The sequence below is a fragment of the Kitasatospora sp. NPDC088742 genome (assembly GCF_055584905.1).
On sequence record NZ_JBVJLD010000040.1, the window covers coordinates 1 to 26,775 of the forward strand.

The 26,775-nt window shown below is 73.5% G+C and carries 28 protein-coding genes; 21 read left to right on the plus strand and 7 right to left on the minus strand.

Annotated elements, in window-relative coordinates:
* Positions 1 to 334 precede the first annotated feature (334 nt).
* Complete coding sequence (locus tag ACZ6ZR_RS26990; RefSeq protein WP_465646513.1) at positions 335 to 1,105, minus strand: class I SAM-dependent methyltransferase; 771 nt, start codon at positions 1,103 to 1,105, stop codon at positions 335 to 337.
* Positions 1,106 to 1,479: 374 nt separating this feature from the next.
* On the opposite strand from ACZ6ZR_RS26990, the gene ACZ6ZR_RS26995 reads away from it, so the two are divergent.
* The 13 genes from ACZ6ZR_RS26995 to ACZ6ZR_RS27055 all read left to right on the plus strand — a co-directional run bounded on the left by ACZ6ZR_RS26995 (position 1,480) and on the right by ACZ6ZR_RS27055 (position 14,432).
* The gene (locus ACZ6ZR_RS26995; RefSeq protein WP_465646514.1) at positions 1,480 to 2,778 is read left to right on the plus strand and encodes a class I adenylate-forming enzyme family protein; all 1,299 of its coding nucleotides are present in this window, start codon (positions 1,480 to 1,482) and stop codon (positions 2,776 to 2,778) included.
* Between the two features lie 93 nt (positions 2,779 to 2,871).
* Entirely contained in the window at positions 2,872 to 3,135 is a 264-nt protein-coding gene (locus tag ACZ6ZR_RS27000; protein ID WP_465646516.1) for an acyl carrier protein, read from the plus strand.
* Positions 3,132 to 3,380 carry an acyl carrier protein gene (locus tag ACZ6ZR_RS27005; RefSeq protein WP_465646518.1) on the plus strand — a complete coding sequence of 83 codons (249 nt, stop codon included), beginning with the start codon at positions 3,132 to 3,134 and terminating at the stop codon, positions 3,378 to 3,380. The genes ACZ6ZR_RS27000 and ACZ6ZR_RS27005 overlap by 4 nt, the downstream gene beginning before the upstream one ends.
* Positions 3,377 to 4,459, plus strand: coding sequence for a beta-ketoacyl-[acyl-carrier-protein] synthase family protein (locus tag ACZ6ZR_RS27010; RefSeq protein ID WP_465646520.1), 1,083 nt, complete (start codon positions 3,377 to 3,379; stop codon positions 4,457 to 4,459). The genes ACZ6ZR_RS27005 and ACZ6ZR_RS27010 overlap by 4 nt, the downstream gene beginning before the upstream one ends.
* A complete protein-coding gene (locus tag ACZ6ZR_RS27015; RefSeq protein WP_465646522.1) occupies positions 4,456 to 4,935 on the plus strand; it encodes a beta-ketoacyl synthase chain length factor in 480 nt (159 codons plus the stop codon). Before ACZ6ZR_RS27010 ends, ACZ6ZR_RS27015 begins: the two co-directional genes overlap by 4 nt.
* Positions 4,936 to 5,047: 112 nt before the next feature.
* Positions 5,048 to 6,706, plus strand: a complete 1,659-nt coding sequence (locus tag ACZ6ZR_RS27020; protein ID WP_465646524.1) for a class I adenylate-forming enzyme family protein — start codon at positions 5,048 to 5,050, stop codon at positions 6,704 to 6,706.
* The gene (locus ACZ6ZR_RS27025) at positions 6,703 to 7,965 is read left to right on the plus strand and encodes a beta-ketoacyl-[acyl-carrier-protein] synthase family protein (protein WP_465646526.1); all 1,263 of its coding nucleotides are present in this window, start codon (positions 6,703 to 6,705) and stop codon (positions 7,963 to 7,965) included. Before ACZ6ZR_RS27020 ends, ACZ6ZR_RS27025 begins: the two co-directional genes overlap by 4 nt.
* A complete protein-coding gene (hppD, locus tag ACZ6ZR_RS27030) occupies positions 7,962 to 8,936 on the plus strand; it encodes a 4-hydroxyphenylpyruvate dioxygenase (RefSeq protein WP_465646528.1) in 975 nt (324 codons plus the stop codon). The genes ACZ6ZR_RS27025 and hppD overlap by 4 nt, the downstream gene beginning before the upstream one ends.
* Positions 8,937 to 8,951: 15 nt before the next feature.
* Positions 8,952 to 9,884 carry a phytanoyl-CoA dioxygenase family protein gene (locus ACZ6ZR_RS27035; RefSeq protein ID WP_465646530.1) on the plus strand — a complete coding sequence of 311 codons (933 nt, stop codon included), beginning with the start codon at positions 8,952 to 8,954 and terminating at the stop codon, positions 9,882 to 9,884.
* Positions 9,881 to 10,861 (plus strand): thiamine pyrophosphate-dependent dehydrogenase E1 component subunit alpha, encoded by a 981-nt coding sequence (locus ACZ6ZR_RS27040; RefSeq protein ID WP_465646532.1) that lies wholly within the window; start codon positions 9,881 to 9,883, stop codon positions 10,859 to 10,861. The genes ACZ6ZR_RS27035 and ACZ6ZR_RS27040 overlap by 4 nt, the downstream gene beginning before the upstream one ends.
* Entirely contained in the window at positions 10,858 to 11,826 is a 969-nt protein-coding gene (locus tag ACZ6ZR_RS27045; protein WP_465646534.1) for an alpha-ketoacid dehydrogenase subunit beta, read from the plus strand. The genes ACZ6ZR_RS27040 and ACZ6ZR_RS27045 overlap by 4 nt, the downstream gene beginning before the upstream one ends.
* 59 nt (positions 11,827 to 11,885) lie before the next feature.
* The gene (locus tag ACZ6ZR_RS27050; protein ID WP_465646536.1) at positions 11,886 to 12,680 is read left to right on the plus strand and encodes a DUF3050 domain-containing protein; all 795 of its coding nucleotides are present in this window, start codon (positions 11,886 to 11,888) and stop codon (positions 12,678 to 12,680) included.
* A 186-nt stretch (positions 12,681 to 12,866) separates the two neighbouring features.
* Positions 12,867 to 14,432 carry a M4 family metallopeptidase gene (locus ACZ6ZR_RS27055; RefSeq protein WP_465646537.1) on the plus strand — a complete coding sequence of 522 codons (1,566 nt, stop codon included), beginning with the start codon at positions 12,867 to 12,869 and terminating at the stop codon, positions 14,430 to 14,432.
* Here ACZ6ZR_RS27055 and ACZ6ZR_RS27060 read toward each other — a convergent pair.
* Together ACZ6ZR_RS27060 and ACZ6ZR_RS27065 are read right to left on the minus strand one after the other, a co-directional pair.
* Entirely contained in the window at positions 14,366 to 14,539 is a 174-nt protein-coding gene (locus ACZ6ZR_RS27060; protein ID WP_465646539.1) for a hypothetical protein, read from the minus strand. The genes ACZ6ZR_RS27055 and ACZ6ZR_RS27060 overlap by 67 nt on opposite strands.
* A gap of 129 nt (positions 14,540 to 14,668) precedes the next feature.
* A complete protein-coding gene (locus ACZ6ZR_RS27065) occupies positions 14,669 to 15,079 on the minus strand; it encodes a pyridoxamine 5'-phosphate oxidase family protein (RefSeq protein WP_465646541.1) in 411 nt (136 codons plus the stop codon).
* A 162-nt stretch (positions 15,080 to 15,241) separates the two neighbouring features.
* Between ACZ6ZR_RS27065 and ACZ6ZR_RS27070 the strand changes: the two genes are divergently transcribed.
* The 4 genes from ACZ6ZR_RS27070 (at position 15,242) to ACZ6ZR_RS27085 (ending at position 18,727) form a co-directional block, all read left to right on the plus strand.
* The gene (locus ACZ6ZR_RS27070) at positions 15,242 to 16,627 is read left to right on the plus strand and encodes a DUF2252 domain-containing protein (RefSeq protein WP_465646542.1); all 1,386 of its coding nucleotides are present in this window, start codon (positions 15,242 to 15,244) and stop codon (positions 16,625 to 16,627) included.
* A 172-nt stretch (positions 16,628 to 16,799) separates the two neighbouring features.
* Positions 16,800 to 17,993 (plus strand): cytochrome P450, encoded by a 1,194-nt coding sequence (locus tag ACZ6ZR_RS27075; protein ID WP_465646544.1) that lies wholly within the window; start codon positions 16,800 to 16,802, stop codon positions 17,991 to 17,993.
* Entirely contained in the window at positions 17,990 to 18,232 is a 243-nt protein-coding gene (locus tag ACZ6ZR_RS27080; RefSeq protein ID WP_465646546.1) for a ferredoxin, read from the plus strand. Before ACZ6ZR_RS27075 ends, ACZ6ZR_RS27080 begins: the two co-directional genes overlap by 4 nt.
* Positions 18,233 to 18,289: 57 nt before the next feature.
* The gene (locus ACZ6ZR_RS27085) at positions 18,290 to 18,727 is read left to right on the plus strand and encodes a TIGR03618 family F420-dependent PPOX class oxidoreductase (RefSeq protein WP_465646548.1); all 438 of its coding nucleotides are present in this window, start codon (positions 18,290 to 18,292) and stop codon (positions 18,725 to 18,727) included.
* On the opposite strand, the gene ACZ6ZR_RS27090 is transcribed toward ACZ6ZR_RS27085, so the two are convergent.
* Complete coding sequence (locus tag ACZ6ZR_RS27090; RefSeq protein ID WP_465646655.1) at positions 18,724 to 19,980, minus strand: FAD-binding protein; 1,257 nt, start codon at positions 19,978 to 19,980, stop codon at positions 18,724 to 18,726. The genes ACZ6ZR_RS27085 and ACZ6ZR_RS27090 overlap by 4 nt on opposite strands.
* A 42-nt stretch (positions 19,981 to 20,022) precedes the next feature.
* On the minus strand, positions 20,023 to 21,279 hold the full coding sequence (locus tag ACZ6ZR_RS27095; protein ID WP_465646550.1) for an FAD-binding oxidoreductase: 1,257 nt from the start codon (positions 21,277 to 21,279) through the stop codon (positions 20,023 to 20,025).
* Between the two features lie 238 nt (positions 21,280 to 21,517).
* Here ACZ6ZR_RS27095 and ACZ6ZR_RS27100 point away from each other — a divergent pair, with 238 nt between their 5' ends.
* The 4 genes from ACZ6ZR_RS27100 to ACZ6ZR_RS27115 are packed head-to-tail and all read left to right on the plus strand — an operon-like array spanning position 21,518 to position 25,129.
* Positions 21,518 to 22,258, plus strand: a complete 741-nt coding sequence (locus tag ACZ6ZR_RS27100; RefSeq protein WP_465646657.1) for a methyltransferase domain-containing protein — start codon at positions 21,518 to 21,520, stop codon at positions 22,256 to 22,258.
* Positions 22,255 to 23,145, plus strand: coding sequence for a 1,4-dihydroxy-2-naphthoate polyprenyltransferase (locus ACZ6ZR_RS27105; RefSeq protein ID WP_465646552.1), 891 nt, complete (start codon positions 22,255 to 22,257; stop codon positions 23,143 to 23,145). Before ACZ6ZR_RS27100 ends, ACZ6ZR_RS27105 begins: the two co-directional genes overlap by 4 nt.
* Positions 23,142 to 24,647 (plus strand): flavin-containing monooxygenase, encoded by a 1,506-nt coding sequence (locus ACZ6ZR_RS27110; RefSeq protein WP_465646554.1) that lies wholly within the window; start codon positions 23,142 to 23,144, stop codon positions 24,645 to 24,647. Before ACZ6ZR_RS27105 ends, ACZ6ZR_RS27110 begins: the two co-directional genes overlap by 4 nt.
* A 53-nt stretch (positions 24,648 to 24,700) precedes the next feature.
* Positions 24,701 to 25,129 carry a DUF2834 domain-containing protein gene (locus tag ACZ6ZR_RS27115; protein ID WP_465646556.1) on the plus strand — a complete coding sequence of 143 codons (429 nt, stop codon included), beginning with the start codon at positions 24,701 to 24,703 and terminating at the stop codon, positions 25,127 to 25,129.
* 5 nt (positions 25,130 to 25,134) lie between these two features.
* Here the strand turns inward: ACZ6ZR_RS27115 and ACZ6ZR_RS27120 are convergent, their stop codons facing one another.
* Entirely contained in the window at positions 25,135 to 25,866 is a 732-nt protein-coding gene (locus ACZ6ZR_RS27120; protein ID WP_465646558.1) for an ATP-grasp domain-containing protein, read from the minus strand.
* A complete protein-coding gene (locus ACZ6ZR_RS27125; RefSeq protein ID WP_465646560.1) occupies positions 25,863 to 26,723 on the minus strand; it encodes an ATP-grasp domain-containing protein in 861 nt (286 codons plus the stop codon). Before ACZ6ZR_RS27125 ends, ACZ6ZR_RS27120 begins: the two co-directional genes overlap by 4 nt.
* Positions 26,724 to 26,775: the final 52 nt, after the last annotated feature.

Sequence of the window (26,775 nt, forward strand, 5' to 3'; positions counted from 1 at the left end):
GGGTCGGCCCCCGGGCCGCTGGGCCGGGTGGGGGTCGGCCCGTCGTTTCCGCGGCGGGGGGGCGGGGCGCGGCGCGCCCGCCCCGCCGGGGGGGGGGGCGGGGGGGGGGGCCCCCGGGCCCCCCCCCCCCTCTTCCGTGTGCCTCGGGCCGCCGTCTCCGCCCGGACGAAGGCCGCCAGGTGCCCCGGCCCCGCCCGCGATCCGATCGGCCGTCAGGCCGTCGCCGGCGAGTCTCGGAGGGGGGCACCGGCTTCCCTTTGGCCAACCCCCCTCCGGCAGAAGGAAACTGATGAGGAGTTAGCGGGGATTCGTCAACGAGCCCGCCACTTCTCCGTCAACTCCGGCGCCGCGCCTCGACATAGATCGTCTCGTCACTGCGGAACGCGGTGTCGAGATCCGCGATTTCGGTGTGCAGCCCGACACGGTACGAACACAACCGGATCTCGTCCGGGTCGAATCCCGCCTCGGTGAGCACGTAGGTCAGCTCGGCCTGGTCGTAGATCCACCGGTGGCCGTAGTAGGCGAAGATCTGGTTCACCAGAAAGGCCTTGCGGTCGGGCATCGGCGGGCCGAAGCCGAGCTTGCCCAGCCGGCGCCGGTGCCGGGCCAGGAATCCGTCCTCCTGGACGTAGCCGTTGAGGTACTTGGCCAGGTCAGGGGTGGTGATCCGGATCAGCCCGCCCGGGGCGAGCACCCGGTGGCACTCCTTCAGCCAGCCCATCGCGACGTTCAGCGGGACGTGCTCGACGAGGTGTTCGGCGTAGATCCAGTCGACCGCGCCGTCCTCGAAGGGCAGCGGGCGGGAGACGTCGAGCTGGGTGAAGCAGCGGTCGCCGTCGACCCGGTAGAGGGTGCCGGGCTCGGTCACCGCGACGGCGCTGCGCAGCGGGGTGAGATCGCTGCCGAGGCCGTTCGGGTGGTCGGTGCGGAATGCGGCGAACTCTATTCCGGTGAGGCCGAGCGCCTGGAATTCCGCGCGGGTCCGCGGGATTCCCTCCTCCATCGCCTCGAGTTTCTCGCAGACCGCGACCCCGGCACTGAATTCGTCCATGGTGACGGCGAGGGTCTCGGGGTTTTCCCAGTCCCAGCCGGAGAATCTGTTCACGGTGGTTCGCGCCTTTCCTGTTCTCGACGGCGCCTCGCCGTGCACAAGACAAGCCGTACACGTCTGATCAGAGGCGGTGCGGATGCGGTCGCGCCCGCCTGCGGGGCCCGCTCCAGACTGGGCAGCGTAGGGGCCCCAAGCCACATTGGTATAGACCTTGACCCGGTCAATCGTCCTGTGCCAGGGTCTGGGAACGCGGAATTCGATCCGCCGAAAGTGAACCGCTGCCAATCTCTGTCGCCCCGATTCATGGAGTGGCGTTGCCCGGTTTCCCCACCGATCCCTCCCCGCATTCCGAAGCCCCGGAAGGCTGGGTCGATCGCCTCCTTTTGGCCGGCCCCGGTCAAGAAGTCTGTCTCCGGTTCGAAAGGCCGGTGACCCGCTCCGCCCTGCGTTCCCTGGTGGACGCGCGGCGGGCAAGCCTCGCCGCCGCCGGGCTCTCGGCCGGCGGCACGGTGGCCCTGCGGCTGCCGCCCTCGCTCGGGTACGTCACCGCCCTGCTCGCCGCCTGGCAGCTGGGCGCCCAAGTGGCCCTGCTGGACCACCGGCTGACGGACCACGAGACGGCGGCGGCGCTGGAGCGCCTGGCTCCCCAGGTGCTGGTCGAGGCGGACCGGCCACCGTCCGCGGGACTGCGCGGGTTCAGCGAGGCCGGGCCGGTCGTCACCACGCGACCGGACGGCCGGCCCGCGCGGTCACCGCACGCGCTGGTCCAGTTGAGCTCCGGCTCGACCGGGCCCTCGAAGGTGATCGCCCGCACCGCCGGTGACCTGCTGCGCGAACTCGCCTGCTACCGCTCGCTGCCGGGCTTCCCGGCCACGGGCAGCCGCACCGTGCTGCTCTCCTCCGTGGTCCACGTGCTGGGCCTGGTCGGAGGGCTGCTGCACTCCCTGCACGCCCGGGTCCAACTCACCGTCCCCGAGCGGATGACGGCGGCCGGCATCCTGGCCGCCGTCGCCGAGGAGGACCTGCCGACCACCGTGATCGGCGTCCCCTTCCACGCCGAACTGCTCGCCGGGGTGCGCGCACCCCGACCGCTGCCGCACCTGACCGGGATCGTGGTCGCGGGCGAGCTGACCAGGCCGGGAGTGGCCGAGGCGGTGCGCGAACGGTACGGTGTGCCGCTCGGCACCATGTACGGGATGACCGAACTCGGCGTCATCGCCACCGATCTGACGGGCGCTCTGGCGCCCGCCGTCCGCCCGGTCCCCGGGCTGGAACTGCGGGTCGAGGGCGGCGAGCTGCACATCCGCCGTCCCGACTCCCCCTATCTCGGGCTCACCGATCCGAGCCGCTGGTCCGACGGCTGGCTGCACACCCGGGACGCCGCGGCGTACGACGCGGAGGGCGACCTGCTCACCGTGCACGGCCGCCGCGACTCCCAGGTCTCGATCGGCGGGCTCAAGGTCGACCTCACCGAGGTCGAGCACACGCTGGCCGCACTGCCCGAAGTCCGGGAGGCGGTCGTGGTGTTCGAACGCGGCGCGGTCGAGGCCTACCTGGTCCCCTCCGAGGGAGCCGGGGCCGAACAGATCCGCGCGGGCCTGGAGCAGAGGCTCGCCGGATACAAGCGCCCGCGCAGGCTGGCGCTGCTGCCGGCCCTTCCCCGCACCGCCACCGGCAAGCTGCTGCGCGACCCCGCCGGGCTGCGCGCCGCCGCCGCGGCACTCTGAGACCCCGTCACCGCCCTTCCAGCCGAGGCTGGGCAGTGGCTGGGCATTACCTGTGAACTCCCCCTGTCCCTCCGACCGTTACGGAGCCCCCCGATGCAGGACACCATCCGCGAGTTCGTGCTCGCCACGCTCACCGCGATGAACTACGACGTCTCCGAGGTCACCGGCGACACCGACCTCGGCCCGGCCGGTCTGGACCTGGAGTCCCTCGCGCTGGCCGACCTGGCCGTCCAGGTCGAGGAGGAGTACGGCGTCCGGTTCGAGCTGGACGACATGGAGGGCACCGCGCTGATGACCCTCGACCAGTTCACCGCCGACGTGGCCAAGCGCCTCGCCTCCGCCGGCACCCCGGCGTGAGCGCCGCGCCGCCGCCCGGCCGGGCGGAGGTGCTGGCCGTGCTCGCCGAGTTCGGCGGCCGCGCCCCCGAGGCGGTGGACGAGGAGCTCGGATCGCTCGAACTCACCTGGCTGATCGCCGAGTTCGAGCAGCGCCACGGCGAGCTCCGGTACTCGGACGAGGCCCTGGACCAGGTGCGCACGGTGGCCGACGCGGTGGAACTGCTGCGGACGGCCCTCGCCCCGGCGACGGGCGTGCGGCCGTGACCACCGTCGAGGTGGCGGTCACCGGGCTCGGCGTCCGCTCCGCCTTCGGGCCCGGACTCGACCCGCTGGTCGCCGCCGCCACCCGGGGCCTGCCGGCCTTCGGGCCGGTCGGCCGCTTCGACGTGACGCACCGCCAGGCCCGCCGGGCCGCGCTGGCGCCGGGCACCCCTGTCCTCGGCGAAGCGCTCTCGGCCGTCCTGGAGGAGGCAGTCGCCCAGGCGGGCCTGCGGCCCGACGCGGCCGGACCGCTGCTGCTGGCCCGCCACGGCGACCCCGTGACGGCCGAGGCCTGCCTCCCGGTGCACGAGCGCTGGGGCAGCCGCGGAGGCGGGGGCCGGGTCTACACCGGCGCCTGCACGGCCGCGGGAACGGCGGTGGCCGACGCCGCCGCGCTGATCTCCGCCGGCCGGGCCGAACGGGTCCTGGTCGCGGCCGGGTACCTGGTCGAGCCGGACACCTTCGCGGTCTTCGACGCCGGCCGGGCCCTGGCCCGGGACGGCGTGGCACGGCCGTTCAGCGCCGGGCGCAGCGGGCTGCTGCTCGGCGACGGCGTGGTGGCGATGGTGCTGGAGCCGGCCGGGTCGGCGGTACGCCGCGGCGCCGAGGTGCTGGCCCGGATCGCCGGCTGGGGCCGGGCCGGTGACGGGTACCACGTCTGCCGTCCGGCGCCGGACGGTTCGGGTCTGGCCCGGGCCGTGCGGTCCGCGCTCGACCGGGCCCGGCTGACGCCGGGTCAGGTCGGCTACGTCAACGCCAACGCCACCGGCTCGCCGCTGGCGGACCAGGCCGAGGCCCGGGCCCTGGAGAGCGTCTTCGGCGCCGACGGGCCGCCCGTCAGCTCCAGCAAGTCCGTGCACGGCCACGCCCTGGAGGCCTCCGCCCTGCTCGAACTCGCCGTCACCATCGGCGCGTTGCGGGCCGGGACGCTCCCGGTCAACGCGGGCCTGCTCGGGCCGGACCCGGAGTGCGCGCTGGACCTGGTCACCGAGGGGGCGCCCCGGGCCGCACCGGCCCACGCGCTCACCCTCAACTCCGCCTTCGGCGGCGCGAACACCGCACTCCTGGTGGCCGCCGCGTGAAGCAGCTCGCCGAGGGGCGCTGGCCCGGGCCGGGGGACGAGACCCTCCCACGCCTGCCGGGCTTCGCCGACTCCCCGTTCAACCCCCTGGTGGTCGCCGCCGCCGACCGCTGCCTCCGGCAGCACCAGGCGGCGCCCCGCACCGCCCTGCTCCTCGCCAGCCACAGCGGGGACCTGGGCACCGCCGAGGCCATCGCCCGTGCGGCGGCGGGAGGGCGCCGGGTACCCCCGCTGCTCTTCTTCCAGTCCAACCCCAACGCGGTGCTCGGCCACCTGGCCGCCCGCTGGGGCCTCACCGGCCCGGTGCTCGCGATCAGCCCCACGGGCGCCACCCCGGGCGAAGTACCGCAGGACGCCTACGAGTTGGCGGATCTCCTGCTGCTCGACGGGGACGCCGACGAGGTGCTGCTGATCGCCGCCGAGCAGGCCCACCCGAGCGATCCCGGCCGAGCGGTGGCCGTCCTGCTCGCCCCCTGATCCACCCGATCCATCTCCCGACCCCCCATCAGACGCCGCCCGAGCGGGCGGCGCCGCACCCCGTGCTCTCCCCGTGCGCCCCGGTGCGGCCTCCAGAAGGGAACCCCTACCCGTGAGCATTCGCAGCATCCGCGCCCGGTTGGCCGCCGATCCGGCCCTCGGCGCCGGGAACGTGCTGACCACCCGGATCGCCCTCGGCGAGGGTCTCGACGAGCCGCTGCTCACCTTCGACACCCCGGTGGACGACCACGCCGCCTGGCAGCCCTTCACCCTGCGCGAGCTGGACCTGGCCGTGCGCTCCCGGGCCGCCGCCCTGCACGGGCTCGGGATCGGCCGCCGCGACCCGGTGGTGGTCTGGTCGACCGCCGCCGCCGACCACGTGCTGACCTTCCTGGCCGCCGCCCGCCTCGGCGCGATCCCGGCCCTGCTCAACCCCAACCTGGACGGCGAGAAGGCCGCGCTCTACATCCACCGGCTGCGCGCCACCGGCATCCTGACCGACGCCGAGCACCGCGAGCGCCTGGCCGGCTTCGACCCGGGCGCCCCGCTGCTGCCGGACGTGGCCGCCCTCGGGCTCGGCGACCCGGCCAAGGCGCCGGAGCCGTACCGGCACTGGGGCGGCGACCCGGTGGCCATCACCCACTCCTCCGGCACCACCGGCCTGCCCAAGGCCGTGGTCCACTCGCACGACAGCCTCTACGCGGCGATCCGCTACCGGCTCGCGCTGCCCCGCCCGCAGGGCTCCGAGCGGATGCTCTCCGCCCTGCCCGCCCCGCACGCCGCCACCCTGATCATCTCCAACCTGGTGATGAGCCAGCACGCCCAGCTCGCGGTGCTCTCCAGCCAGACCGGCGCCGGAGTACTGGACGCCGTCGAGCGCTGGCAGCCCGGCGGGGTGATCGGCTTCGCCGCCACCTGGGCCGACCTGGCCCGGCACGACCTGAGCACGCGTCAGCTCGACTCGGTGGCGCTGTGGTGGAACACCGGGGACTGCGCGCACGAGGCGCACATCCGCCGGCTGATCGCGGTCGGCTCCCGGGAGTCGGTCTCCCGCGAGGGCCGGACCCGCACCCCCGGCTCGGTCTTCGTGGACGGCCTGGGCTCCACCGAGATGGGCCACTCGCACTTCTTCATCAGCCACAGCCAGGGCAGCGACCGCTACGGCCGCTGCGTCGGCCGCCCGCACGCCTTCGTGGACTGCGCGGTGCTGGCCCCCGACGGCTCGGAGCTCGGCCCGCACGAGATCGGCGAGCTGGGCACCAAGTCCCCCACCCTGGCGCTCGGTTACTGGAACGACTCGGTCACCACCTACCGGACCCGGGTCCGCGGCTACTTCCTCACCGGCGACCTGATGTACCGGGACGAGGAGGGCTACTACTACCACGTGGACCGCGCGGTGGACTCGGTCGACCTCGGCAACGGGCACCGGCTGCTCACCGCGATGTCCGAGGAGCGGGTGCTCTCCGCCTGCCCGGACGTGCTGGACTGCACCGTGGTCGCGGTCCGCGAGGACGGCGCAGTGGTCACCGACGTGCTGATCCAGCTCGCCCCCGGGGCCGACCACCTGGCCGACCGCACCAAGGAGGTGACGGCCGCGCTGGACGAGTGGACCGCCGCCACCGTGCGCCGGGTCCTGGTGGTGCCGGACGAGCGCATCCCGCTCGGCCCGACCGGCAAGGTCCGAAAGATCCTGCTGCGCGAGCAGCACCTGGCCGAGTCCGCGGCTGCCGCAGCCGCCGCGGCCGCCGCCCTCGCGGGGAGCGCGGAGTGAGCGCCGCGGTCACCGGGATCGGCCTGGTCACCCCGCTCGGCCGCAAGGCGGAGGAGGTCTTCGAGGCGCTCAACTCCGGCCGCTCGGGCATCACTTCCGTCCCGGAGGGCCACCCCGCGCACGGCTGGCTGCCGTTCGCCGGGATCGCCCCGCACATCGACGGCACCGAGGTGCTACCACCCACCGAGACCCGCTGCGTGGACCGCTTCGTCCTGCTGGCCCTGGCCGCCGCCGACGACGCACTGGCCGACGCCGGCCTGGTGGTCGGCCGGGACGTGGCGCCCGAGCGGATCGCGGTGGTGATCGGCACCGGCGGCGGCGGTCTGGAGACCTTCGAGCAGCAGTCGCACCGCCGTCTGGAGCGCGGCCGGCCGGCCGTCAGCCCGTACCTGCTGCCCGGGATGCTCTCCAACATGGCGGCCGCCCGGATCGCCATCAAGTACGGAATGCGGGGCTACAGTTCGGCCCCCGTCACGGCCTGCGCGGCCGGCGCCCAGGCGATCGCCGAAGGGCTGCGGCTGATCCGGGCCGGCGAGGCCGACGTGGTGGTCTGCGGCGGCAGCGAGTCCTCGCTGCACCCGACGATCGCCGCCGCCTTCACCAACGCCCGCGCGCTGGCCCAGGGTTGGGACGACCCGGCACAGGCCAGCCGGCCCTTCGACCTGCGCCGCAACGGCTTCGTGCTGGGCGAGGGCGCCGGGGTGCTGGTGCTGGAGCGGGCCGAGCACGCTGCTGCCCGGGGCGCCACCGTCCGGGCCGAGCTGCTGGGCTGGGGCGGCACCACCGACGCCCACCATCCGACCATGCCCCGCCCGGACGGCGCCGGGGCGGCCGATTCGATGCGCGCCGCCCTGCGCAGCGCCGGCCTGGCCCCGTCCGACATCGGCTACGTGAACGCCCACGGCACCGGCACCAAGCTCGGCGACACGGCCGAATCGGCCGCCCTCAACGCGGTGTTCGGCCCGGACGGACCCGCCGTCAGCTCGACCAAGGGCGCCACCGGGCACCTGCTCGGCGCGGCCGGGGCGGTGGAGGCGATCGTCTCGGTGCTCGCCGTGCAGCGGGGCCAACTGCCGCCCACCGTCAACCTGGAGGAGCCGGACCCGGCCTGTGCGCTGGACCACGTCCGGCAGCTGCGCGGGACCCAGGTGCGGGCCGCGCTCTCCAACTCCTTCGCCTTCGGCGGGCACAACCTGAGCCTGATCTTCGGCCTGCCGTCCACCACCGGCAGACCTCACCAGCCTGGAGAGATCCGTTGACCGTCCAGAGCATCGCCCACGTCGAGTTCCACTGCGCGGACGCGGACCGTCTCGCCGCCGACCTGGCCACCGCCTTCGACTTCACCGTCACCCCGGCCCCGGCCGAGCCGGGGGTGCGCCGGGTCTGGCTGAGCCAGGGCACCATCCGCTTCCTGCTGGCCTCGGCCGAGCAGCTGGACCACCCGATCGCCCGCTACGTGGAGCGGCACGGCGACGGGGTCGCGGTCTTCGCGCTGGCCTGCGCCGACCCCGCCGCCGCGCTGGACCGCGCGCTGCGCGGCGGGGCCCGCCCGCTGGCCCCCGGGCTGGTCGCGGGCTTCGGCGACGTGGCGCTGCGCTTCGTCCCGGAGAGCGAGCAACCCGCCGACGAGCACGGACTGTTGGGCTTCCTGGACCACGCGGCGCTGTGCGTGCCGGCCGGGGAGCTGGACGCGGCGGTGCGGTTCTGCGAGGAGGCGCTGGGCTTCCGCCGGATCTACGAGGAGTACATCGAGGTCGGCCGGCAGGCGATGGACTCCAGCGTGGTGCAGAGCCCCTCGGGCCGGGTGACCTTCACCCTGATCGAGCCGGACGCCGCCCGTGAGCCCGGCCAGATCGACACCTTCCTGCGCAGCCACGAGGGCGCCGGCGTCCAGCACCTGGCCTTCCACACGGCCGACATCGCCACCGCCGTACGGGAGTTCACCGCGCGCGGGGTCACCTTCCTGTCCACCCCGGACGCCTACTACGAGCTGCTCCCCTCCCGGATCGGCCCCACGAGCGTGCCGGTGGAGACGCTGCGCGAGCTGGGGGTGCTGGTGGACCAGGACCACGGCGGCCAGCTGTTCCAGATCTTCACCCGCTCGGTGCACGAGCGGCGGACCTTCTTCCTGGAGCTGATCGAGCGTCAGGGTGCGCAGACCTTCGGCTCCGCCAACATCAAGGCCCTGTACGAGGCCGTCGAACGCCAGCACGCCACCTCGGCCAACTGAGAGGAGCCCCCGACCATGAACGAGGCCATGAACGACATCGTCGCGGACGAGTTCACCCTGACCGAGGCGGAGCGCGCCCTGCTCCCCACCCAGGAGGAGCTGGACCACTACGCCGAGCACGGCTGGTACCTGTCGAAGAAGCTGTTCACCGACGAGGAGTTGGACCTCCTCCAGGACGCCACCGACAAGTACTACGAGGGCCACCGGGACCGTACCCTGCCGGTCCGCCCGCCCAGGCTCGCCTCCTGGCAGCCCTCGGACGGCCCGGTGCAGCGGCACAACGACTACATCCACTACGAGAGCGCGGCGGCCGGGCGGATCCTGCGCAAGCCGCTGCTCGGCGCGGTGGCGGCGCTGCTGGCCCGCACCGAGGAGATCCGGATCTTCCAGGGCACCCTGATCTACAAGCCCCCGGTGGCGGGCGAGCCGAGCAACCTGGTGCCCTGGCACTTCGACAAGCACTACTGGCAGACCAGCACCTCGGACCGGATGCTGACCGCCTTCATCCCCTTCCACGACTGCGGGGTGGAGAACGGCACCATCACCATGGTCGACGGCAGCCACCGCTGGCGGGAGCTGCCGGCCGGCGAGGACTCCAGCCGGCACTTCGCCGAGCGGGACAACTCCGAACTGGACCGACTGCTGGCCGAGAACGCCGCGTTCAACGGCGTCGAGGTGGTCAAGGTCCCGGTCGGGATCCCGCGCGGCCACGTCTCCTTCCACCACTGCCGCACCTACCACGGCAGCGGCCCGAACCTGGCCTCCTCCCCGCGCCGGGCCGTCTCCCTCCACCTCCAGGACGGCGCCAACGAGTACCGCCCCTGGGCGAAGGCCGACGGCACGCCGGTGGTCTACAACCACGACGTGCTGGTCCGCCGCACCCCGGACGGGCGCCCCGACTACGCCGACCCGGAGTTCTGCCCGGCCATCTGGCGGGGGCAGGCGTGACGACCGCTCAGGGGCTCGGCACCCTCCGGGACCGCTACCGGATGGTCCGGCTGATCCGGGGCTTCGAGGAGCTGGCGCTGGAGCTGGTCCGCAGCGGCGACATCGTCGGCGGCACCCACCCGTACATCGGCCAGGAGGCGGTCGCGGTCGGGGTCTGCTCGGCGCTGGAGGCGGGCGACCAGCTCACCTCCACCCACCGCGGTCACGGCCACGTGCTCGCCAAGGGGGCCGACCCGGCCCGCCTGCTGGCCGAACTCCTGGGCCGCACCGGCGGGTTGAACCAGGGGCGGGGCGGCTCGATGCACGCGGCCGACCTCTCCCTGGGCATCCTGGGGGCGAACGGCATCGTCGGCGCGGGCGCCCCGATCGCCGTCGGCGCGGCCTGGGCGGCCCGGCTGGCCGGGCGGCCCCGGGTGGTGGCCAGCTTCTTCGGCGACGGCGCGCTCAACCAGGGCGTGGTGCTGGAGGCCTTCAACCTGGCCGCGATGTGGCAGGTGCCGGTGGTCTTCGTCTGCGAGAACAACGGCTACGCCACCACCCTGCCCGCCTCGGTGGCGGTGGCCGGCAGCGCGCTCGGCCGAGCCGAGGCCTTCGGCATCAAGGCGGTGTCGGTGGACGGCATGGACACCGAGGCGGTCCGGGAGGCCGCACTGGCGGCGGTCGCGCACGCCCGCTCCGGCGAAGGGCCCGTCTTCCTGGAGTGCGTGACCTACCGCTTCGAGGGCCACCACACCATGGAGCGGCGGCTGAAGCCGGTCTACCGCACCGAGGAGGAGGTCGGCGGCTGGCGACTGCGGGATCCCCTGCGCGCCGCCGCAGCGCTGATCGAGGACCCGGCCGAGGTGGACCGCGAGGTGGCCGAACTCCTGGCAGCTGCAAGGGAGTTCGCCATGAGCTCCCCCGCCCCGGAGGTCTCCGGCGCGACCGACCACCTCTACGCGAGCGGCCTGCGGCCGAGGGCGGGGGCGCTGGGATGAGCTGGCTCTCCTACACCAAGGCGCTCAACCGGGCGCTCACCGACGCGATGGCCGAGGACCCGACGGTGGTGGTGCTCGGCGAGGACATCGGCGCCGGGCTGGCCGGGCCGACGCTCGGGCTGCAGAAGCGCTTCGGTGCCGAGCGCGTGGTGGACACCCCGCTCTCCGAGCAGGGCTTCACCGGGATGGCGGTGGGCGCGGCGCTGGCCGGCCTGCGGCCGGTGGTGGAGTTCCAGATCCCCGCGCTGCTCTTCCTGGTCTTCGAGCAACTGACCAACCAGGCCCACAAGTTCTCGCTGATGACGGGCGGTCAGGCGTCCGTCCCGCTGACCTGCCTGGTGCCGGGCTCCGGCTCCCGGGACGGCTGGGCCGGGCAGCACTCGGACCACCCCTACAGCCTGTTCGCCCACATGGGCGTGAAGACGGTGGTGCCCGCCACCCCGACCGACGCCTACGGCCTGCTCCGCTCGGCCGTCGCCGATCCGGACCCGGTGGTGGTCTTCGCCCCGGCCGCCGCGCTGGCCGTCCGGGACGACGTGACGGCCCCGCTGCCGGCGATCCCGCTCGGCCGGGCCCGGATCCACCGCGAGGGCACCGACGTCACGGTGGTGGCCGTCGGCCACCTCGTCCACGAAGCCCTGGCGGTGGCCGAGGAGTTGGCGGAGGAGGGGATCTCGGTGGAGGTCTTCGACCCGCGCACCCTGTACCCCTTCGACTGGGACGCGCTCGGCGCCTCGCTGGAGCGCACCGGCCGGCTGGTGGTGGTCGACGACTCCAACCGCAGCTGCGGCATCGGCGGCGAGGTGCTCGCCACCGCCGCCGAGCAGTTCCGCCTGGTGGCCCCGCCCCGCCGCGTCACCCGCCCGGACGGCACCGTGCTGCCGTTCGCCCGAGATCTGGACCGCGCCCTGCAACCGGGCCGCGACCAGCTGCGCCACGCCGTACGGACCGTGGCCAAGCACTGACCCCAAGCACCGGCCCGAAGCACTGACCCCCTCCCGTTTCCACTTCCTGAGGAGCAGTCATGTCCAACCGTTACCACTGGGACCGTTCGCACCCCGGCCTGACCAGCCTGCAGGCGGCGATCGACCCGCTGCGCCGCGAGGTGGTCGGCCACACCGTCTACGGTGAGCTGAACAGCCACCAGCGGGTCACCACCTTCCTGGAGCGCCACGTCTTCGCGGTCTGGGACTTCATGTCGCTGCTCAAGAGCCTGCAGCGCGAGCTGACCGGCGTGGACGTGCCGTGGGTGCCCTCCGGGCCGACCGCCAGCCGCCGCCTGATCAACGAGATCGTGCTGGTGGAGGAGAGCGACGAGCTCGGCGAGGGCTTCATCAGCCACTTCGAGCTCTACCTCGGCGGCATGGCCCAGGCCGGCGCGGACACCACCGCCGTGGAGGCCTTCCTGGCCGAGCTCGGCCGGGGCACCGCCGTCCCGGAGGCGCTGAAGCTGGCCGGGGTGCCGGCGGCCGCGGTGGACTTCACCTCCACCACCTGGGAGATCATCGAGAACGCGCCGGTGCACTGCCGGGCCGCCGCCTTCGCCTTCGGCCGGGAGGACCTGATCCCGGAGATGTTCGAGCAGGTGGTCCGGATCGAGGACCCGGACGGCAGGCTGACCACCTTCAAGGACTACCTGGCCCGCCACATCGAGGTGGACGGCGAGCAGCACACCCCGATGGCGATGCAGATGCTGATCGACCTCAACGGCGACGACCAGGCCAAGTGGGACGCCTGCGCCGAGACGGTGCGTCAGGCGCTGGCGGCCCGGGTCCGGCTCTGGACGGGAATTCAGGAGGCGTTCCCGGTGACGGTCTGACAGTTGTGGGGGCGGATGTATCCGCACTCTGGACAGCACCTGACCGGTACATGTACAAAAGCTGTCCCGGCAGCGTCCGCCCCCGCATCCCCCACGATCAGCGCGTCCGCTCCGCCGTGTCCTCGCACCGCACCACCGCCGGTCGCCGCCGAAGCCGCATCTGCCCCCGCCCCTCCGAGGAGCATCATGCACTTCCGCACCCGCACCGCCGCCGTCGCCACCGTGGTCGCCCTGGCCGCCGGGACGGTGGCCGCCGCCGCCCCCGCGCCCTCCGCCGCCGCCCCGGACCGCAACGGTACCCGGACCGTCCGCGACGTGGTCACCGACCAGGACGGCAGCCGACACGTCCGCTACGACCGCAGCTACGTCGGACTCCCGGTGCTGGGCGGCGACCTGATCGAGCACCTGACGCCGGGTGGCGCCCTGCGCGCCACCGACCGGGCGGCCGAGGGGCCGGTCTCGGTCGCCTCCACCACGCCGAAGGTCTCCGGCGAGAGCGCCGGCGCGCAGGCCGTCCAGGAGCTCTCCCGGGCGGCGGGCGCCGAGGGCAAGGCCGTCCAACGGGCCCAGGCCAAGCCGCAGTTGGTGATCGACGCGCTGCACGGCGCGCCCCGACTCGCCTGGCAGACCACCGCCACCGGCCAGGACTCGCTGGGCAACCCGGTCTCCCGCACGGTACTGCTGGACGCCCGCACCGGTGCGCAGATCGACGCCTGGGACGCGATCGAGACCGCCACCGGCGACGGCCAGTCGCTCTACGGCGGCACCGTCCCGCTGGAGACCACCGTCTCCGGCTCCACCAACCAGCTCAAGGACCCGACCCGGGGCAACACCTACACCGGTGACGCGGCCAACAAGACCGACCTGTGCTTCGGTTCGATCTGCTTCAGCCGGGCGCCCGCGACGCTGTTCACCGACGCGGACAACCACTGGGGCAACGGCGCCACCACCGACCGGGCCTCGGCCGCGGTGGACGCCCAGTACGGCACCAACGTCACCTGGGACTACTACAAGAACGTCCACGGCCGCAACGGCATCGCCGGCGACGGCAAGGGCGCCTACAACCGGGTGCACTACGGCAGCAACTACAACAACGCCTTCTGGGACGACAGTTGCTTCTGCATGACCTACGGCGACGGGGACGGCAACGTCTTCGGCCCGCTGGTCGCGCTGGACGTGGCCGGGCACGAGATGTCCCACGGCGTCACCTCGCGCACCGCCAAGCTGGTGTACTCCGGCGAGTCCGGCGGCCTCAACGAGGCCACCTCCGACATCATGGGCACCCTGGTGGAGTTCTACGCCGGCAACGCCAACGACCCGGGCGACTACCTGATCGGCGAGGAGATCGTGAAGCCCGGCTTCGGCAAGGCCGCGCTGCGCTTCATGGACAAGCCCTCCAAGGACACCAAGTCGGCCGACTGCTGGAGCTCCTCGGTCGGCAACCTGGACGTGCACTACTCCTCGGGCGTCGCCAACCACTTCGCCTTCCTGCTGGCCGAGGGCAGCGGCGCGCGTGTGGTCAACGGCGTCTCCTACGACAGCCCGACCTGCAACGGCTCGACCGTCACCGGCATCGGCCGGGACAAGCTCGGCAAGATCTGGTACCGCGCGCTGTCGGTCTACATGACCTCCAGCACCAACTACGCGGGCGCCCGCACCGCGGCCCTGAAGGCCGCCACTGACCTCTACGGGGCCGGCAGCACCGAGTACGCGGCGGTGGCCGCCGCCTGGTCTGCGGTCTCGGTCAACTGACCCTGCCTCGGCACCCGATCGGCCCGGACCGGCTCGCGGTCCGGGCCGAAGTGCTGGGACAGGCGGTCCAGCAGACGGTGGAAGTTGGCGGTGTCCTGCTCGTTCAAGGTATCGGTCCGCATTCCTGAGGGTTCGTTCGTTCGACCCTCCGATGCTCTCCCGAACGGCTCAACAGCCGATAAACGACACGCCGTTCGAACCGGAGCCGTTCGAACTGGTGCCGACCCGACGGATCATCAGAACCGTCCGAGCACCCGGTCGACCGCGATCTCGATCGCCACCCGGGCCGGGTTCTCCCGGGGCGCCCGGTACCGCGCGGTGTAGCGGGCCACCGCCTCGGCCACCGCCTCGGGTTCGTCCCGCACCACGGCCCGGCCCTCCAGCGTGCACCAGCGCGCGCCGTCCACCTGGCAGACCGCCACCCGCAGGCCCTCGGGCCCGGCGGCCAGCACGTTGCGCACCTTGCGGCTGGAGCCGCTGCTGATCACCCGGGCAGTGCGGGTCAGCGGGTCGTAGGTGACGCCCACCGGGGCGACGTGCGGGGTGCCGTCGGGGCGCAGCGTGGTGAAGGTGGCGAGGTGCCGCTCGGTCATGAAGGCGTGGAAGGAGTCGCCGAGCGCGGCGAGATCATGAGACATGCTCCGCATGCTACGGGTCCCCGCCCGGCACGGCCGTGACACCCCTGTGGCAGCTCCGTAGCAGCTCAGGGCTGCTCCCCGGGCCCGAAGCGCGGTAGCGTCTGCTCGTCGCCCGCGCGAGGCGGTCGTCACGGGGAGCCGGGTGCGCAAGCGCCACGGGGAGGAGTCACGGTGCGGGAGTTCGCGGTCGAGGGGTTCGCGGCCTGGCCGCCGCAGGGCGGGGCGAAGCGGCGGGGCAGGGAGTTGCGGGAGAAGACGCCGCGCGAGGCGCACGCCTGGTTCGAGCCGCCGGCGGACCGGCCCTCGGTGGTGGAGTCGGTGGAGTCGGCCAACGCCGGGCGGCTGCAGTCCCTGGTGCCGATCCGGGTCGGCCGGATGGCCGCCTCGCCGTTCGCCTTCCTGCGCGGCTCGGCCGGTCTGATGGCGGCGGACCTGGTCACCACCCCGACCAGCGGGCTGACCGCCCAGCTCTGCGGTGACGCGCACGCGGCCAACTTCGGCCTGTACGGCGACGCCAGGGGCCGGCTGGTGATGGACATCAACGACTTCGACGAGACGGTGCCCGGCCCCTGGGAGTGGGACCTCAAGCGCCTGGCCGCCAGCCTGGTGCTGGCGGGCCGTCAGGCCGGGGCCGACGAGGACGCCTGCCGCCGGGCCGCCTTCGACGCGGCCGGCTCCTACCGGCGCACCATGCGCCTGCTGGCGGGGCTGCCGGCCATAGACGCCTGGAACGCGGTGGCCGACGAGCACCTGGTGACCTTCGCCGAGGCGCAGGACCTGCGGGTGGTGATCGAGGGGGTGGCGGAGAAGGCGCTGCGCAACACCAGCGCGCGGTTCGCCTCCAAGTCCACCGTCCAGGAACCGGACGGGCGTTCGCGCTTCGTCCCGGCCCCGCCGGTGCTCCGCGCGGTCCAGGACCGGACCGCCGAGGCGGTAGCCGCCTCGCTCGCCGGCTACCGGGAGACCGTGCCGGTGGAGCTGCACCCGCTGCTCTCCCGCTACAGCGTGCAGGACGTGGCCTTCCGGGTGGTGGGCACCGGCAGTGTCGGCACCCGCTCGTACGTGGTGCTGCTGCTGGACCAGCGCTCGGAGCCGCTGGTGCTCCAGGTGAAGGAGGCCCGCCCCTCCGTGCTGCTGCCCCAACTGGCCCGTGCCGGGTACCCGGTGCGCACCCCCGTGGCGCACGAGGGCCAGCGGGTGGTGCTCGGGCAGAAGCGCATGCAGGTGGTCAGCGACGTGCTGATCGGCTGGACCACGGTGGACGGACTCCCGTACCAGGTGCGGCAGTTCCGCAACCGCAAGGGCAGCGTGGATCCGGCGGCGCTGCAGCCCGCCCAGCTGGACGACTACGGGCGGCTGACCGGCGCGCTGCTGGCCCGGGCGCACGCGCACACCCTGGACGCGGCGGTGGCGGCGGGCTACTGCGGCAAGAACGAGGCGCTGGACGAGGCGGTGGCCGCCTTCGCGGTGGCCTACGCGGACCGGACCGAGGCCGACCACGAGGAGCTGGTGGCCGCCGTCCGCTCCGGCCGTCTCCCGGCCGAGACCGGGGTCTGACGGCCCGTCTCCTCCCCTGCCGCGGACCACCGGGGCGCACCTGTTCGAGGGTGCGCCCCGGTGGCTTGAACCCGGCGCGCGCTTGGCCGGTTCGCCCCCTACCTGACAAGGTCTGCGGGGCCTACGGTCAGTGGTGGCCCGGACCCGCTCCGTATCAGGGAGTACACCCCCCATGACCACTGCCCCCCTCATCCCGCTGCACTGCCTGCGTCAGCTCGAACCGGGGCCGCCCCGCCAGGCCGCCCTGCCGACCGGCACCCCGGTCTGGCTCTGCACCCGGCACGCGGACGTCCGCCAGGCGCTCACCGACCCCCGTCTCGGCCGCGCCACCCTCTACGCCGAGGACGCCCCGCCGGTCACCGTGACGCCCAACATCCTCGACGTGCCGGACACCCTGATCAACCTCGACGGCCCCGAGCACCAGCGGCTGCGCCGCACCGTGCAGCGCGCCTTCACGCCCCGCGCGATCGAGCGCTGGCGGCCGTGGGTGTCCTCGGTCATCGAGGAGCTGCTCGACGAACTCGCCGCCCAGGAAGGCCCGGTGGACGTCATCGGCGCCTTCACCCGCCCGCTCCCGGTCGCGGTGATCAGCCGGCTGATGGGCCTGGACGGCCTGGACATGAGCCGCCTCGGGCACTGGAGCGACCACGCGCTCTCCACCTCGGCCCACTCGGCCCAGGAAGTCCAGACGGCCATGATGGAGTTCGCCGGCTTCTGCCACCAGCTGGTGGTCGACCGGCGGAAGAACCCGGGCGAGGACTTGGTCAGCAGCCTGGTGCAGGCCGCCGACGAGACCGAGGGCGTCACCGACGAGCAGGTCATCATGCTGGTGCTCGGCCTGGTGGTGGCCGGCCACGAGACCACCATGACCACGCTGGGCAACGCGCTGGTCTACCTGCTCGGCGAGGACCGCGCCGCCTGGGCCCGGATAGCCGAGAGCAAGGAGGCGGCGGGCACGGCGGCCGAGCAGGTGCTGCGCACCATCCCGCTGGGCGACCGGGACGCCTTCCCGGGCCTGCTCCGCCGGGCCACCGAGGAGCTCGAGATCGGCGGCGTCACCATCCCGGCCGGGGCCATCGTGGCCGCCGACACCGGCGCGGCCAACAACGACCCGGCGGTCTACCCGGCCCTGGGCGAGGGCGAGTTGCGCGACCTCTTCGCCCCCGTCGGCACCCCGAGTCTCACCTTCGGCGCCGGCCCGCACCACTGCCTCGGCGCCTGGCTGGCCCGGATGGAGCTGGAGGACGGCCTCAACCGCCTGGCCGCCCGCTTCCCCGGGCTCTCGCTGGCCGTCGCCGCCGAGGACATCGACTGGCGCACCGGCCTGCTCACGCGCAGCCCCAACACCCTCCCGGTCACCTGGTGACCGCCGCCACCACCGGCCCCCTGGAGACCCGGGTCGACCGCACCCGCTGCGTCGGCACCGGCGCCTGCGCCGCCACCGCCCCCGACGACCTCACCCTCACCCCCGACGGCCGCGCCCAACCCCTGCGCACCACCCCGAGCTCGCTCGAACTCCTCACCGAGGCAGCCGAGTTGTGCCCCGTCGAGGCCCTCACCATCCACCGCACCGACACCGGCGAACAGATCGCCCCGTCGTACTGAGCACCCGGGCCGCCCGCCCCACCTCGGTGGAGCGGGCGGCCCGCGCCGGAGATCACCATGACTTTCGAAGACGCGGTCCGCGCCCGGCTGCTGGCCCCGAACTTCTGGTACGTCGGCACCGTGAACGCCGACGGCTCCCCCCAGGTCAGCCCGATGTGGGTGGACCTGGAGGGCGACAGCGAACTGACCTTCAACTCCTCGGCGGGGCGCGTCAAGGAGGAGAACCTCCGCCGCGACCCGCGCGTCTACCTCTCCCACGCGGACCCGGCCGACCCCTACGACCGGGTCCAGATCAGCGGCGTGGTCAGCCGCTTCGTCGAGGGCCCGGAGGCCGTCGAGCGGATGGACCGGCTGGCCCGCAAGTACCTCGGCACCGAGCGCTACGAATGGTTGGTCCCCGGCGAGCACCGGGTCGCCGTCGTCGTCCGCCCCGTGAAGGTCCGTCACATCGTCGGCGTGGAGCCCTTCCGCGGGGGACCCCAGGGCCTGGCCTAGGGGCGGGCCCCGCCGAAGCCGCGGCGGCCGAAGTTGCCCAGGGCCAGCTCGGTGCGCAGTTCCTCCAGCCGCGCCAGGGCCGGCCTGCCGTAGAAGGTGTGCAGGAGCTCCCGGTCGAGGGAGTGCGCGCCGTAGAGGTAGGGGCGGCCGCCGGCCTCGGCGCAGGCCTCCAGCAGGCGGCGCTGCGCGTGCCGCGTTCCCGAGACGAGCTCCGCCGCGTCGACGGGGGCCGAGGCGAAGACCCCGATGCCGTACTGGACGGGTGCGTCCAGGACCGGCGCGAGGACGAACGGGGTTGCGGGGGCCGGTCGTTGGATGACCAGGAAGTAGAGGCTGATCAGGCTCTCGGTCAGCGGGGACCCGGCGATCAGCTTCTCCAGCACGGCGGTGAAGCCGGGCAGACCCGCCTCGTCGAGGACGTAGTCGGCCCAGAGGTTCGCGTGGGTGGGCGCCTCGATCAGCGGCGCGAGGTGCCCGGCGACCTCCTGGTGGAGCAGGCCGGTGTAGTCGGGCACGGGCATCACCGGCGTCGCGAGCCCGGTCTCGTCCGCCCCGGGGGCCAGCGAGATCTGCGAGTACCAGGCCTGACGGTCGTACATGCCGAAGTAGCCCCCGGCCCGCGGGTCGGCGGCCACCCGCGGCAAGTGGGCGACCAGGTCGGCCAGACCGGTGTGCTCGACCCGGGTGACCCGGGTGACGGCGGGTCGGGCGACGGTGCGCAGGACCGCCGTGGTGAGGTGGCCGACCTGGCCGACGCCGCCGAGGGCGTACCGGAAGAGTTCGGAGTTCTCCTCGGGCGAGCAGCGCCGGGTACGGCCGCCGCCGTCGACCAGCTCGATCCGCACGACCTGGTCGATCTGGAGTCCGTGGCGCAGCGAGCCGAGGCCGAAGCCGCCGATGGAGAGGGTGCCGCCGACGGTGAGGTCGAGGTAGCTGGGCAGTACCGCGACGGCCCGGCCGTGTCCGGCCAGCCACTCCTCCAGTTCCAACCAGGTGATGCCGGTGGGGACTTCGACGAGGTGTTCCTCGCCGGGCAGGTCCACGAACCGCGGCGCGGTGCCGGGCCGCCGGTTGTCCAGGAGGGTTCCGTCGGTGAGCGTCTGGGTGTTGCAGGAGCGGCCGTTGCCGCGCACGGCGACGTCCTGGCCGGTGGCCGTCGCCTGCCGCATGAGCTCCTCGGCGGTGCCGTCCTCGCCCACCCGCCGGACGGTGTGCGGGACGAGGCGGAGGGAGCGGCCGAAGTCGGTGTCCATGGTCTGCACGGGGTGCCCTTCTAATGGTCGTCGCGGTCGGGACTACAGCCGGAAGTCCCCAAAGGCGCGCCGGCTGAAGTGGGTCAGGGAGAGCTCGGCCCGCAGTTCGCGCAGTCGCTCCAACTCTGCTGCTCCATAGATCTGTTGGAGCAGCTCGGCGTCGAAGTCGTGGGTGCCGTAGAGGTAGGGGCGGCCCCCGGCCTCGGCGCAGGCTTCGAGCAGGTCCCGCAGCACGCGCCTGGTCCCGGCGATGCCCTCGGAGTCGGCCGTCGGTGTGGCGGCGAAGATGCCCACCAGGTACTGCACGGGGGCGTCCACCACGGGGGCCAGCACGAACCGGGTGGCCGCTTCGGGGCGGCGGACGACCAGGAAGTACAGGGCGACCAGGGTGTCGGCGAGCGGCGGGGCGGCCATCGCCTCCTGCACCCTGCGGACGAACGCGGGGAAGTGCTCCTCGTCCAGGACGTGGTCGACCCACAGGTTGGCGTGGGTGTCCTCCTCCAGCAGGTGGTGCAGGACCTTCGCGGTCTCCTGGTGGCTGTAGAGGATGTAGTCGGGCACCGGCATGACCTGGGTGGCCTCGGCCGGGCCAGGGGCGTCCTCGTCCAGGGTCACGAAGGAGTACCACGCCTCGCGCTCGAACATCCCGAAGTAGCTCGAGACGCCCGGGTCCTGGGCTCCGCCGCGCATGAAGGCGACGAGCTCGTCCGCGCCGGTGTGCTCGATCCTGGCGGCGCGGGAGACGGGGCTGTGGGCGACGGTGCGCAGGACGACGGTCTTGATGAAGCCCACCTGCCCGAGGCCGCCGAGGGCGTAGCGGAACAGTTCGCCGTTCTCCCGGCTCGAGCAGCGGCGGGTGCGTCCCGCTCCGTCGACGAGTTCGATCTCCACGACCTGGTCGCTCTGAATTCCGGAGCGCACCGAGGCCAGCCCGAACCCGCCGACGGAGAGGTTCCCGCCGATGGTGATGTCGAGATAGCTGGGCAGGACCGGATTGGCCCGGCCGTGCCGGTTGAGCCATTTCTCCAGTTCGAGCCAGGTGATGCCGCTGTCCACCTCGACGTGATGATCCCCCCCGACGAAGCGGGGCGTCACGTCGGGACGGTAGTTGTCGAGCACCAGGTCGGGGGAGAGCGTCTGGGTGTTGGTGGACCGCCCGGCGCCGCGCACCACCATGTCGCGGCCGTTGGCGGCGGCCTCGCGCATGAGTTCCTCGACGGGCCCGTCCGCGTCCGCCCGGACCACTTTCCGGGGGACGACGACGGAGGTGCGTCCGAAATCCTGACCGAATTCTTTCACTTGCTTCGCCCTTTCCGTGCGGTCGGCCGGTCGATTGCGGGCGCTACGTTAGACCACGATCGGCACCCGGCGCATCAGATCTCGTGAACCTGACAAGGTCCCCCCGCGCCGGGCCGTGGGCCGGGTCCGGGCGCCTAACGTGGTGTCAGGTTCACGTGATCCTTGACCGTAATCGTGCAGGAACGCGAAATTCCGATTACCCCCACCGCCGAATTCCGGAGGAGAAGTCGAATTGGCCGTGCACCAGCAGCCCGAGCCCCGGCCGGCGGCCCCCGGCATCAGGAAGGACTTCATCGCCGACTACGACGGCCTGGCCGGCGAGTGGTGGGACCCGCGCGGGGCGCTCGCACCGCTGGGCTGGATCGCCCGCGCCCGGGCCGAGTTCGTCCCGCCGGCCCGCGACGGGGACGCCCGGCTGCTCGACATCGCCTGCGGTGGCGGCCTGTTCGGCCCGCACGCCGTGGCGAAGGGGTACCGGGCCGTCGGCGTCGACCTGTCGGAGCTGTCGCTGCGCGAGGCGCTGCGGCACGGCTTCGCCGAGGTCTTCCGCGCCGATGTGGCCCAACTGCCGTTCGAGGACGAGCACTTCGACGTGGTCACGGCCGGCCAGTGCCTGGAGCACGTCCCCGACCCCTACGCGGTGGTCGCGGAGGCCTGCCGGGTGCTGCGCCCCGGGGGCACGCTCGTCGTCGACACCATCGCCGACACCGCGCTCGCCCGCTTCGTCTCCATCACCGTGGCCGAGAACATCCCCGTCGCCGGGCATCCGCCGCGCGGCACCCACGACCACCGGCTCTTCGTCAACCGCGAACGGCTGACCCGGGCCGCCCGCGAGCACGGGGTCGAGCTCCGGCTGCTGGGCCTGCGACCGCGGATGGGCCAGCTGCTCCGCTACTCGGCCGGCCTGATCGACGAGGTGCGCATGGTGCGCACCCGGTCCACCTCGATCCTCTACCTGGGCGTGGGAACCAAGAAATGACGCTGCACCTGGATCCGCCCCGCGGTGCCGTGCGCACCTGGGTGCTCGGGGCGCGCCTGAAGACCCTGCCGGTCAGCTACGCGCCCCTGGCGGTGGGCTTCGCCCTCTCCGCCGCCCACGGCCCCTTCGACTGGTCCCGCGCCGTGCTCACCTCGGTCCTGGTCCTCGGCTTCGTGCTGGGCACCAACTTCTTCAACGACTACAGCGACGGCGTCCGCGGCACCGACGCCGGCCGCCTCGGGCCGGGCCGGATGGTCGGATCGGGGCGGGCCACCCCGCGGGAGGTCTTCCGGCACGGCGCGGTCCTGTACGCCGTCGGCGCCGCGGCCGGCCTCGCGCTGGCGGCGACGGTCTCCTGGTGGCTGCTCGCCGTGACGGTGGTGATCGCCCTGGGGGGCTGGTTCTACACCGGGGGTTCGCGCCCCTACGGCTACCACGGGCTGGGCGAGATCAGCATCTTCCTCTACCACGGCCTCGTCTTCGTCTGCCTCCCCGTCTACGTTCAGACCGGCGAGGTCCCCTGGCTCGCCGTGGCCGCCGCCGTCCCCCTGGGCCTGCTCGCCTGCGCCCTGCTGACGACCAACAACCTGCGCGACATCCCCACCGACTCCGCCGCCGGGAAGATCACCCTCCCGGTCCGGTTCGGCGCCCCCTGGGCCCGCGGGCTCTACACCTGGTGCGTGGCCGGCGCCTTCGCCGTCACCGTGCCGCTCGCCCTGGTCCGCCCCTGGGCGCTGCTGGCCCTGCTCGCCGTCCCGGCCGCGCTCCCTCCCCTGCGGCGGGTCCGCGGCGGCGCCGACGGCCGGGACCTGATACCCGCCCTGGAGCACACCTGCCTGCTCCTGCTCGTGTTCGGCACCTTCGAGGCGATCGGACTGGCCCTGTGACCCCACCGCCCGCACCCGAATCCCCCGACCACCTGGTGCTGGTGATCGGAGCCGGCTTCTCCGGCATCGGCACCGCCATCGGACTGCGCCGCGCGGGCATCGACGACTTCCTGATCCTCGACGAGCAGGACGACATCGGCGGCAGCTGGCACGTCAACCGCTACCCCGGCATCGCCGTCGACATCTCCGCCTTCTCCTACTCCTTCGCCTCCGAGCCCTCGCCCTCCTGGTCCCGGCTCTTCCCGCCGGGGCAGGAGCTCAAGGACTACGCCGACCAGGTCGCCGAGACCTACCGGCTGCGCTCCCGACTGCGCCTCAACTCCCGGGTGGTGAGCGCCACTTACCAGGAGGACAGCCACCTCTGGCGGGTCGGGCTCGCCGACGGCGCCGAGCTGTCGGCCCGCTTCGTGGTGTGCGCGACCGGCTGGCTCACCAAGCCCAAGACACCCACCATCCCCGGCCTCGACCGCTTCAAGGGCGACGTGCTGCACACCGCGCGCTGGGACCCCACCGTCGAGCTGGACGGACGGGCGGTGGCCGTCATCGGCACCGGGGCCTCGGGCGTGCAGATCGTCCCGGAGCTGGCCCCCCGGGCGGCGAGCCTCCACGTCTACCAGCGCACCCCCATCTGGCTGCTGCCCAAGCCCGACCTCCCGCTGCCCCCGTCGGTGCGCCGCTTCTTCCGCCGGGCGCCGTGGGCCCCGCGCGCCGTGCGGCGGATGACGGACGCGGTCACCGAGCTCAGCTTCGTCATCAGCATGGTCCACTACCGCCGCTTCCCCTTCCTGGTGCGGGCCGGCGAGGCCGCCTCGAAGTACTACCTGCGCCGCCAGGTGGGCGGCGACCCCGAGTTGATCCGCAAGCTCACCCCCGCCTACCGGGTCGGCTGCAAGCGCCCCTCGCTGGCCAAGGGCTACTGGCGCACCTTCACGCGGGAGGACGTCGAGCTCGTCACCGAGCCCATCGAGGAGATCACCGAGACGGGCATCCGCACCGCCGACGGCCGGGAGGAGCCCTTCGACGCCATCGTCCTCGCCACCGGCTTCCACGTGCTGGACAACCTGCCGCCCTTCCCGCTCCGCGGCAGCGGGGGGCGCGACCTCCAGGAGTTCTGGCGCACCGAGCGGTTCCAGTCCTACGAGGGGACCTCCGTCAAGGGCTACCCCAACCTGTGGTTCATCGTCGGCCCGTACTCCTTCACCGGGGGATCGTGGTTCGGGATGATCGACTATCAGGTGACCCACCTGGTGCGCGTCATCACCGAGGCCCGTCGCCGGGGCGCCACCGAGGCCGTGATCCGCCCCGAGAAGCACGACGCGTCCTTCCGCGAGACCCTGCGCCGGCAGCGCGGCACGGTCTTCCTCGACCCCAGCTGCCGCACCTCCAACACCTACTACCTGGACGAGCACGGCGACGCCCCGGCGGTCCGCCCCGCCTCGACCTTCGAGGCCGCCCGCCGGGCCCGCGGCTTCGACCTGGACGACTACCGCTACATGCCCTGACGGGCCGTCACGGCCCGCCACCGACCGCTCCCAGCACCAGGAGGAACCCCACCATGCGCCTGCGCGATGTCCGGGGCCGCGACCGCGCCCTGTGCGTTCTGTACGGCACCTCCGCCCTGATCGGCGCCGCGGTGATGGGCGCCATGGCCGTCACCTTCGTCGTCCGCAACGCGGACGCCGGCCCCGGCGGCGTCGTCTCCGCCTTCATGCGGGACGCCACCTCCACCTTCGCCTCCCAGTTCATCTACGCCGACCTGGCCCTGACCTGGGCGGCGCTGGGCGCCTACATGATCGTCGAGGGGCGGCGGCTGGGCATCCGCCACGTGTGGGCGTACATCGTCGGCGCGCCCGCCCTCGCCCTGATCGCCAGCTACGGGCTGTTCATGCTGGTGCGCCAGTGGAAGATCGCCGCCGGCGTCGGTCCGGACGACGCGGCCGCCGCCGTCCGGACGGGCGACACGCTGGTCCCGCAGCGGGGGTGAGCCGCTCACGCACTGGTGGGGCCGCCCGTCACCAGCTCCACCAGTGCCCGCGGGGCGCCCGCCTGGCCGCGGATGCCGGGGAAGGCGTTGACGTCCACGATGACCGGCTCGCCCGCCACCTCCAGGACGTCGACGCCGTAGACGGTCAGGCCGAAGGCCTCGCCGCAGCGCAGCGCCAGCTCGGCCCAGCGCGGCGCGTGCGGGACGGACTCCCTCGCCCCGTCCGCCAGTTCGGAGCGGCGGAGCTCGCCGAAGACCTGCTCGCCGACCACCCAGAGCTTGTGGTCCCAGCCGTCCCCGGGCAGGAAGGGCTGGTGCACCAGCGGCTCCCCGGGCCAACGGGCCGTCAGCCCGGCCAGCTCCTCGGCGCTGTGGGCCGCCGCGACCAGGTCCTGCTTCCGGCTGTACCGGCTCTTCACCACCAGCGGGAAGCGCCCCGGCCGCGCCGAGGTCTCCACGAACGGCAGCCCGGCCGCCAGGGCGGTGGCGGCCATCCACTCCCGGTCCTGGCAATTCCCGGTCGCGGCGCCCGAGTTGACCACCACCGCGCCGCGCCGCTCCAGCTCGGCGGCCAGCCCGAGCGCCGCCGGGCTGCGGGCCTTGAGCAGGTAGACCTCGGCCGGGTCGGCCAGGTCGGGCGCGCCCCACTCCACCCGGTGCCCGGCCGCCGTCAGCAGCGCCGCCGCACCGACCAGCAGCGGGTGGCCCTGGTCGCGGCAGATCACCCCGACCCTCACCAGACCGCCCCCGCCACCGGGACGACCGCCCGCGGCGCGGGCACCGAGGAGCCGCGCCGGGCCAGGTTGAGCACCGCCCGGGCCACCCGGGGCACCGCGTCCGGCACCTGACGGAAGCTCGGGAAGTCATTGACGTCCACCACCACCGGACCGTCCGGGCCGAAGACCACGTCCACGCCGAACAGGTCGAGCCCGTACAGCTCGCCGATCCGGTGCACGATGTCGGCGACCTCACCGCTCAGCGGCACCGCCCGCTCCCGCCGCTCCCCCGCCACCAGCGGGGAGGTCCGCTCGGTGGCGAACAGCTCGCCGTCCGCGCTGTAGACCTTGAGGTCCATCCCGGAGTTGCGCACCCAGGGCTGCGCGATCAGCATCCCCTCATCGGCGAACTCCGCCTCCAGCTGGCCGAGTTGGTCGATCGAATCGACCCGGCGGACGGCCCGGCCCCGGCTGCCCTCGGCCGGCTTGACCACCAGCGGGTAGTAGTCGCCGGGGATGCCGGCCAGGTCGGACGCCCGGGCCGCCGCCCAGGTCGGCGGGACCGGCAGGCCCTGTCCGGCGGCCCGGATCGCGGCCGACACCTTGTCCCGCACCACCCGGATCGCCCGGGCGTCGTTCACCGTGGTCAGACCGGCCGCCGAGGCCGCCTCCAGCAGGCCGAGGCCCGGCCCGCCGGAGACCGTCTTGAGCACCCAGACGTCGTGGCTGCCCGCGCGCACCAGCCCGTCCAGGGCCAGCAGCGAGCCGCTGGGCCGCAGCACGTCCACCCGGTGCCCCCAGTCCGCCAGCTGCCGGACCACGTCCCGGGGGATGCCGTCGTTCCGGTACAGCTCCTCCACCAGGAAGCAGATCCTCATCCGCCTTCGCCCCCTACCCGCCAGCCGTCTCGTCGTCAGAGACCGCCCAGCT

What these genes read in the sequence shown, in the direction of transcription:
- ACZ6ZR_RS27050 (WP_465646536.1), top strand. Translation starts at nt 11,886, where the DNA reads ATGTCCAACCGTTACCACTGGGACCGTTCGCACCCCGGCCTGACCAGC.
- ACZ6ZR_RS27000 (WP_465646516.1), top strand. Translation starts at nt 2,872, where the DNA reads ATGCAGGACACCATCCGCGAGTTCGTGCTCGCCACGCTCACCGCGATG.
- ACZ6ZR_RS27125 (WP_465646560.1), bottom strand. Translation starts at nt 26,723, where the DNA reads ATGAGGATCTGCTTCCTGGTGGAGGAGCTGTACCGGAACGACGGCATC.
- ACZ6ZR_RS27105 (WP_465646552.1), top strand. Translation starts at nt 22,255, where the DNA reads ATGACGCTGCACCTGGATCCGCCCCGCGGTGCCGTGCGCACCTGGGTG.
- ACZ6ZR_RS27065 (WP_465646541.1), bottom strand. Translation starts at nt 15,079, where the DNA reads ATGCGGAGCATGTCTCATGATCTCGCCGCGCTCGGCGACTCCTTCCAC.
- ACZ6ZR_RS27035 (WP_465646530.1), top strand. Translation starts at nt 8,952, where the DNA reads ATGAACGAGGCCATGAACGACATCGTCGCGGACGAGTTCACCCTGACC.
- ACZ6ZR_RS27045 (WP_465646534.1), top strand. Translation starts at nt 10,858, where the DNA reads ATGAGCTGGCTCTCCTACACCAAGGCGCTCAACCGGGCGCTCACCGAC.
- ACZ6ZR_RS27115 (WP_465646556.1), top strand. Translation starts at nt 24,701, where the DNA reads ATGCGCCTGCGCGATGTCCGGGGCCGCGACCGCGCCCTGTGCGTTCTG.
- ACZ6ZR_RS27055 (WP_465646537.1), top strand. Translation starts at nt 12,867, where the DNA reads ATGCACTTCCGCACCCGCACCGCCGCCGTCGCCACCGTGGTCGCCCTG.
- ACZ6ZR_RS27090 (WP_465646655.1), bottom strand. Translation starts at nt 19,980, where the DNA reads ATGGACACCGACTTCGGCCGCTCCCTCCGCCTCGTCCCGCACACCGTC.
- ACZ6ZR_RS27085 (WP_465646548.1), top strand. Translation starts at nt 18,290, where the DNA reads ATGACTTTCGAAGACGCGGTCCGCGCCCGGCTGCTGGCCCCGAACTTC.
- ACZ6ZR_RS27075 (WP_465646544.1), top strand. Translation starts at nt 16,800, where the DNA reads ATGACCACTGCCCCCCTCATCCCGCTGCACTGCCTGCGTCAGCTCGAA.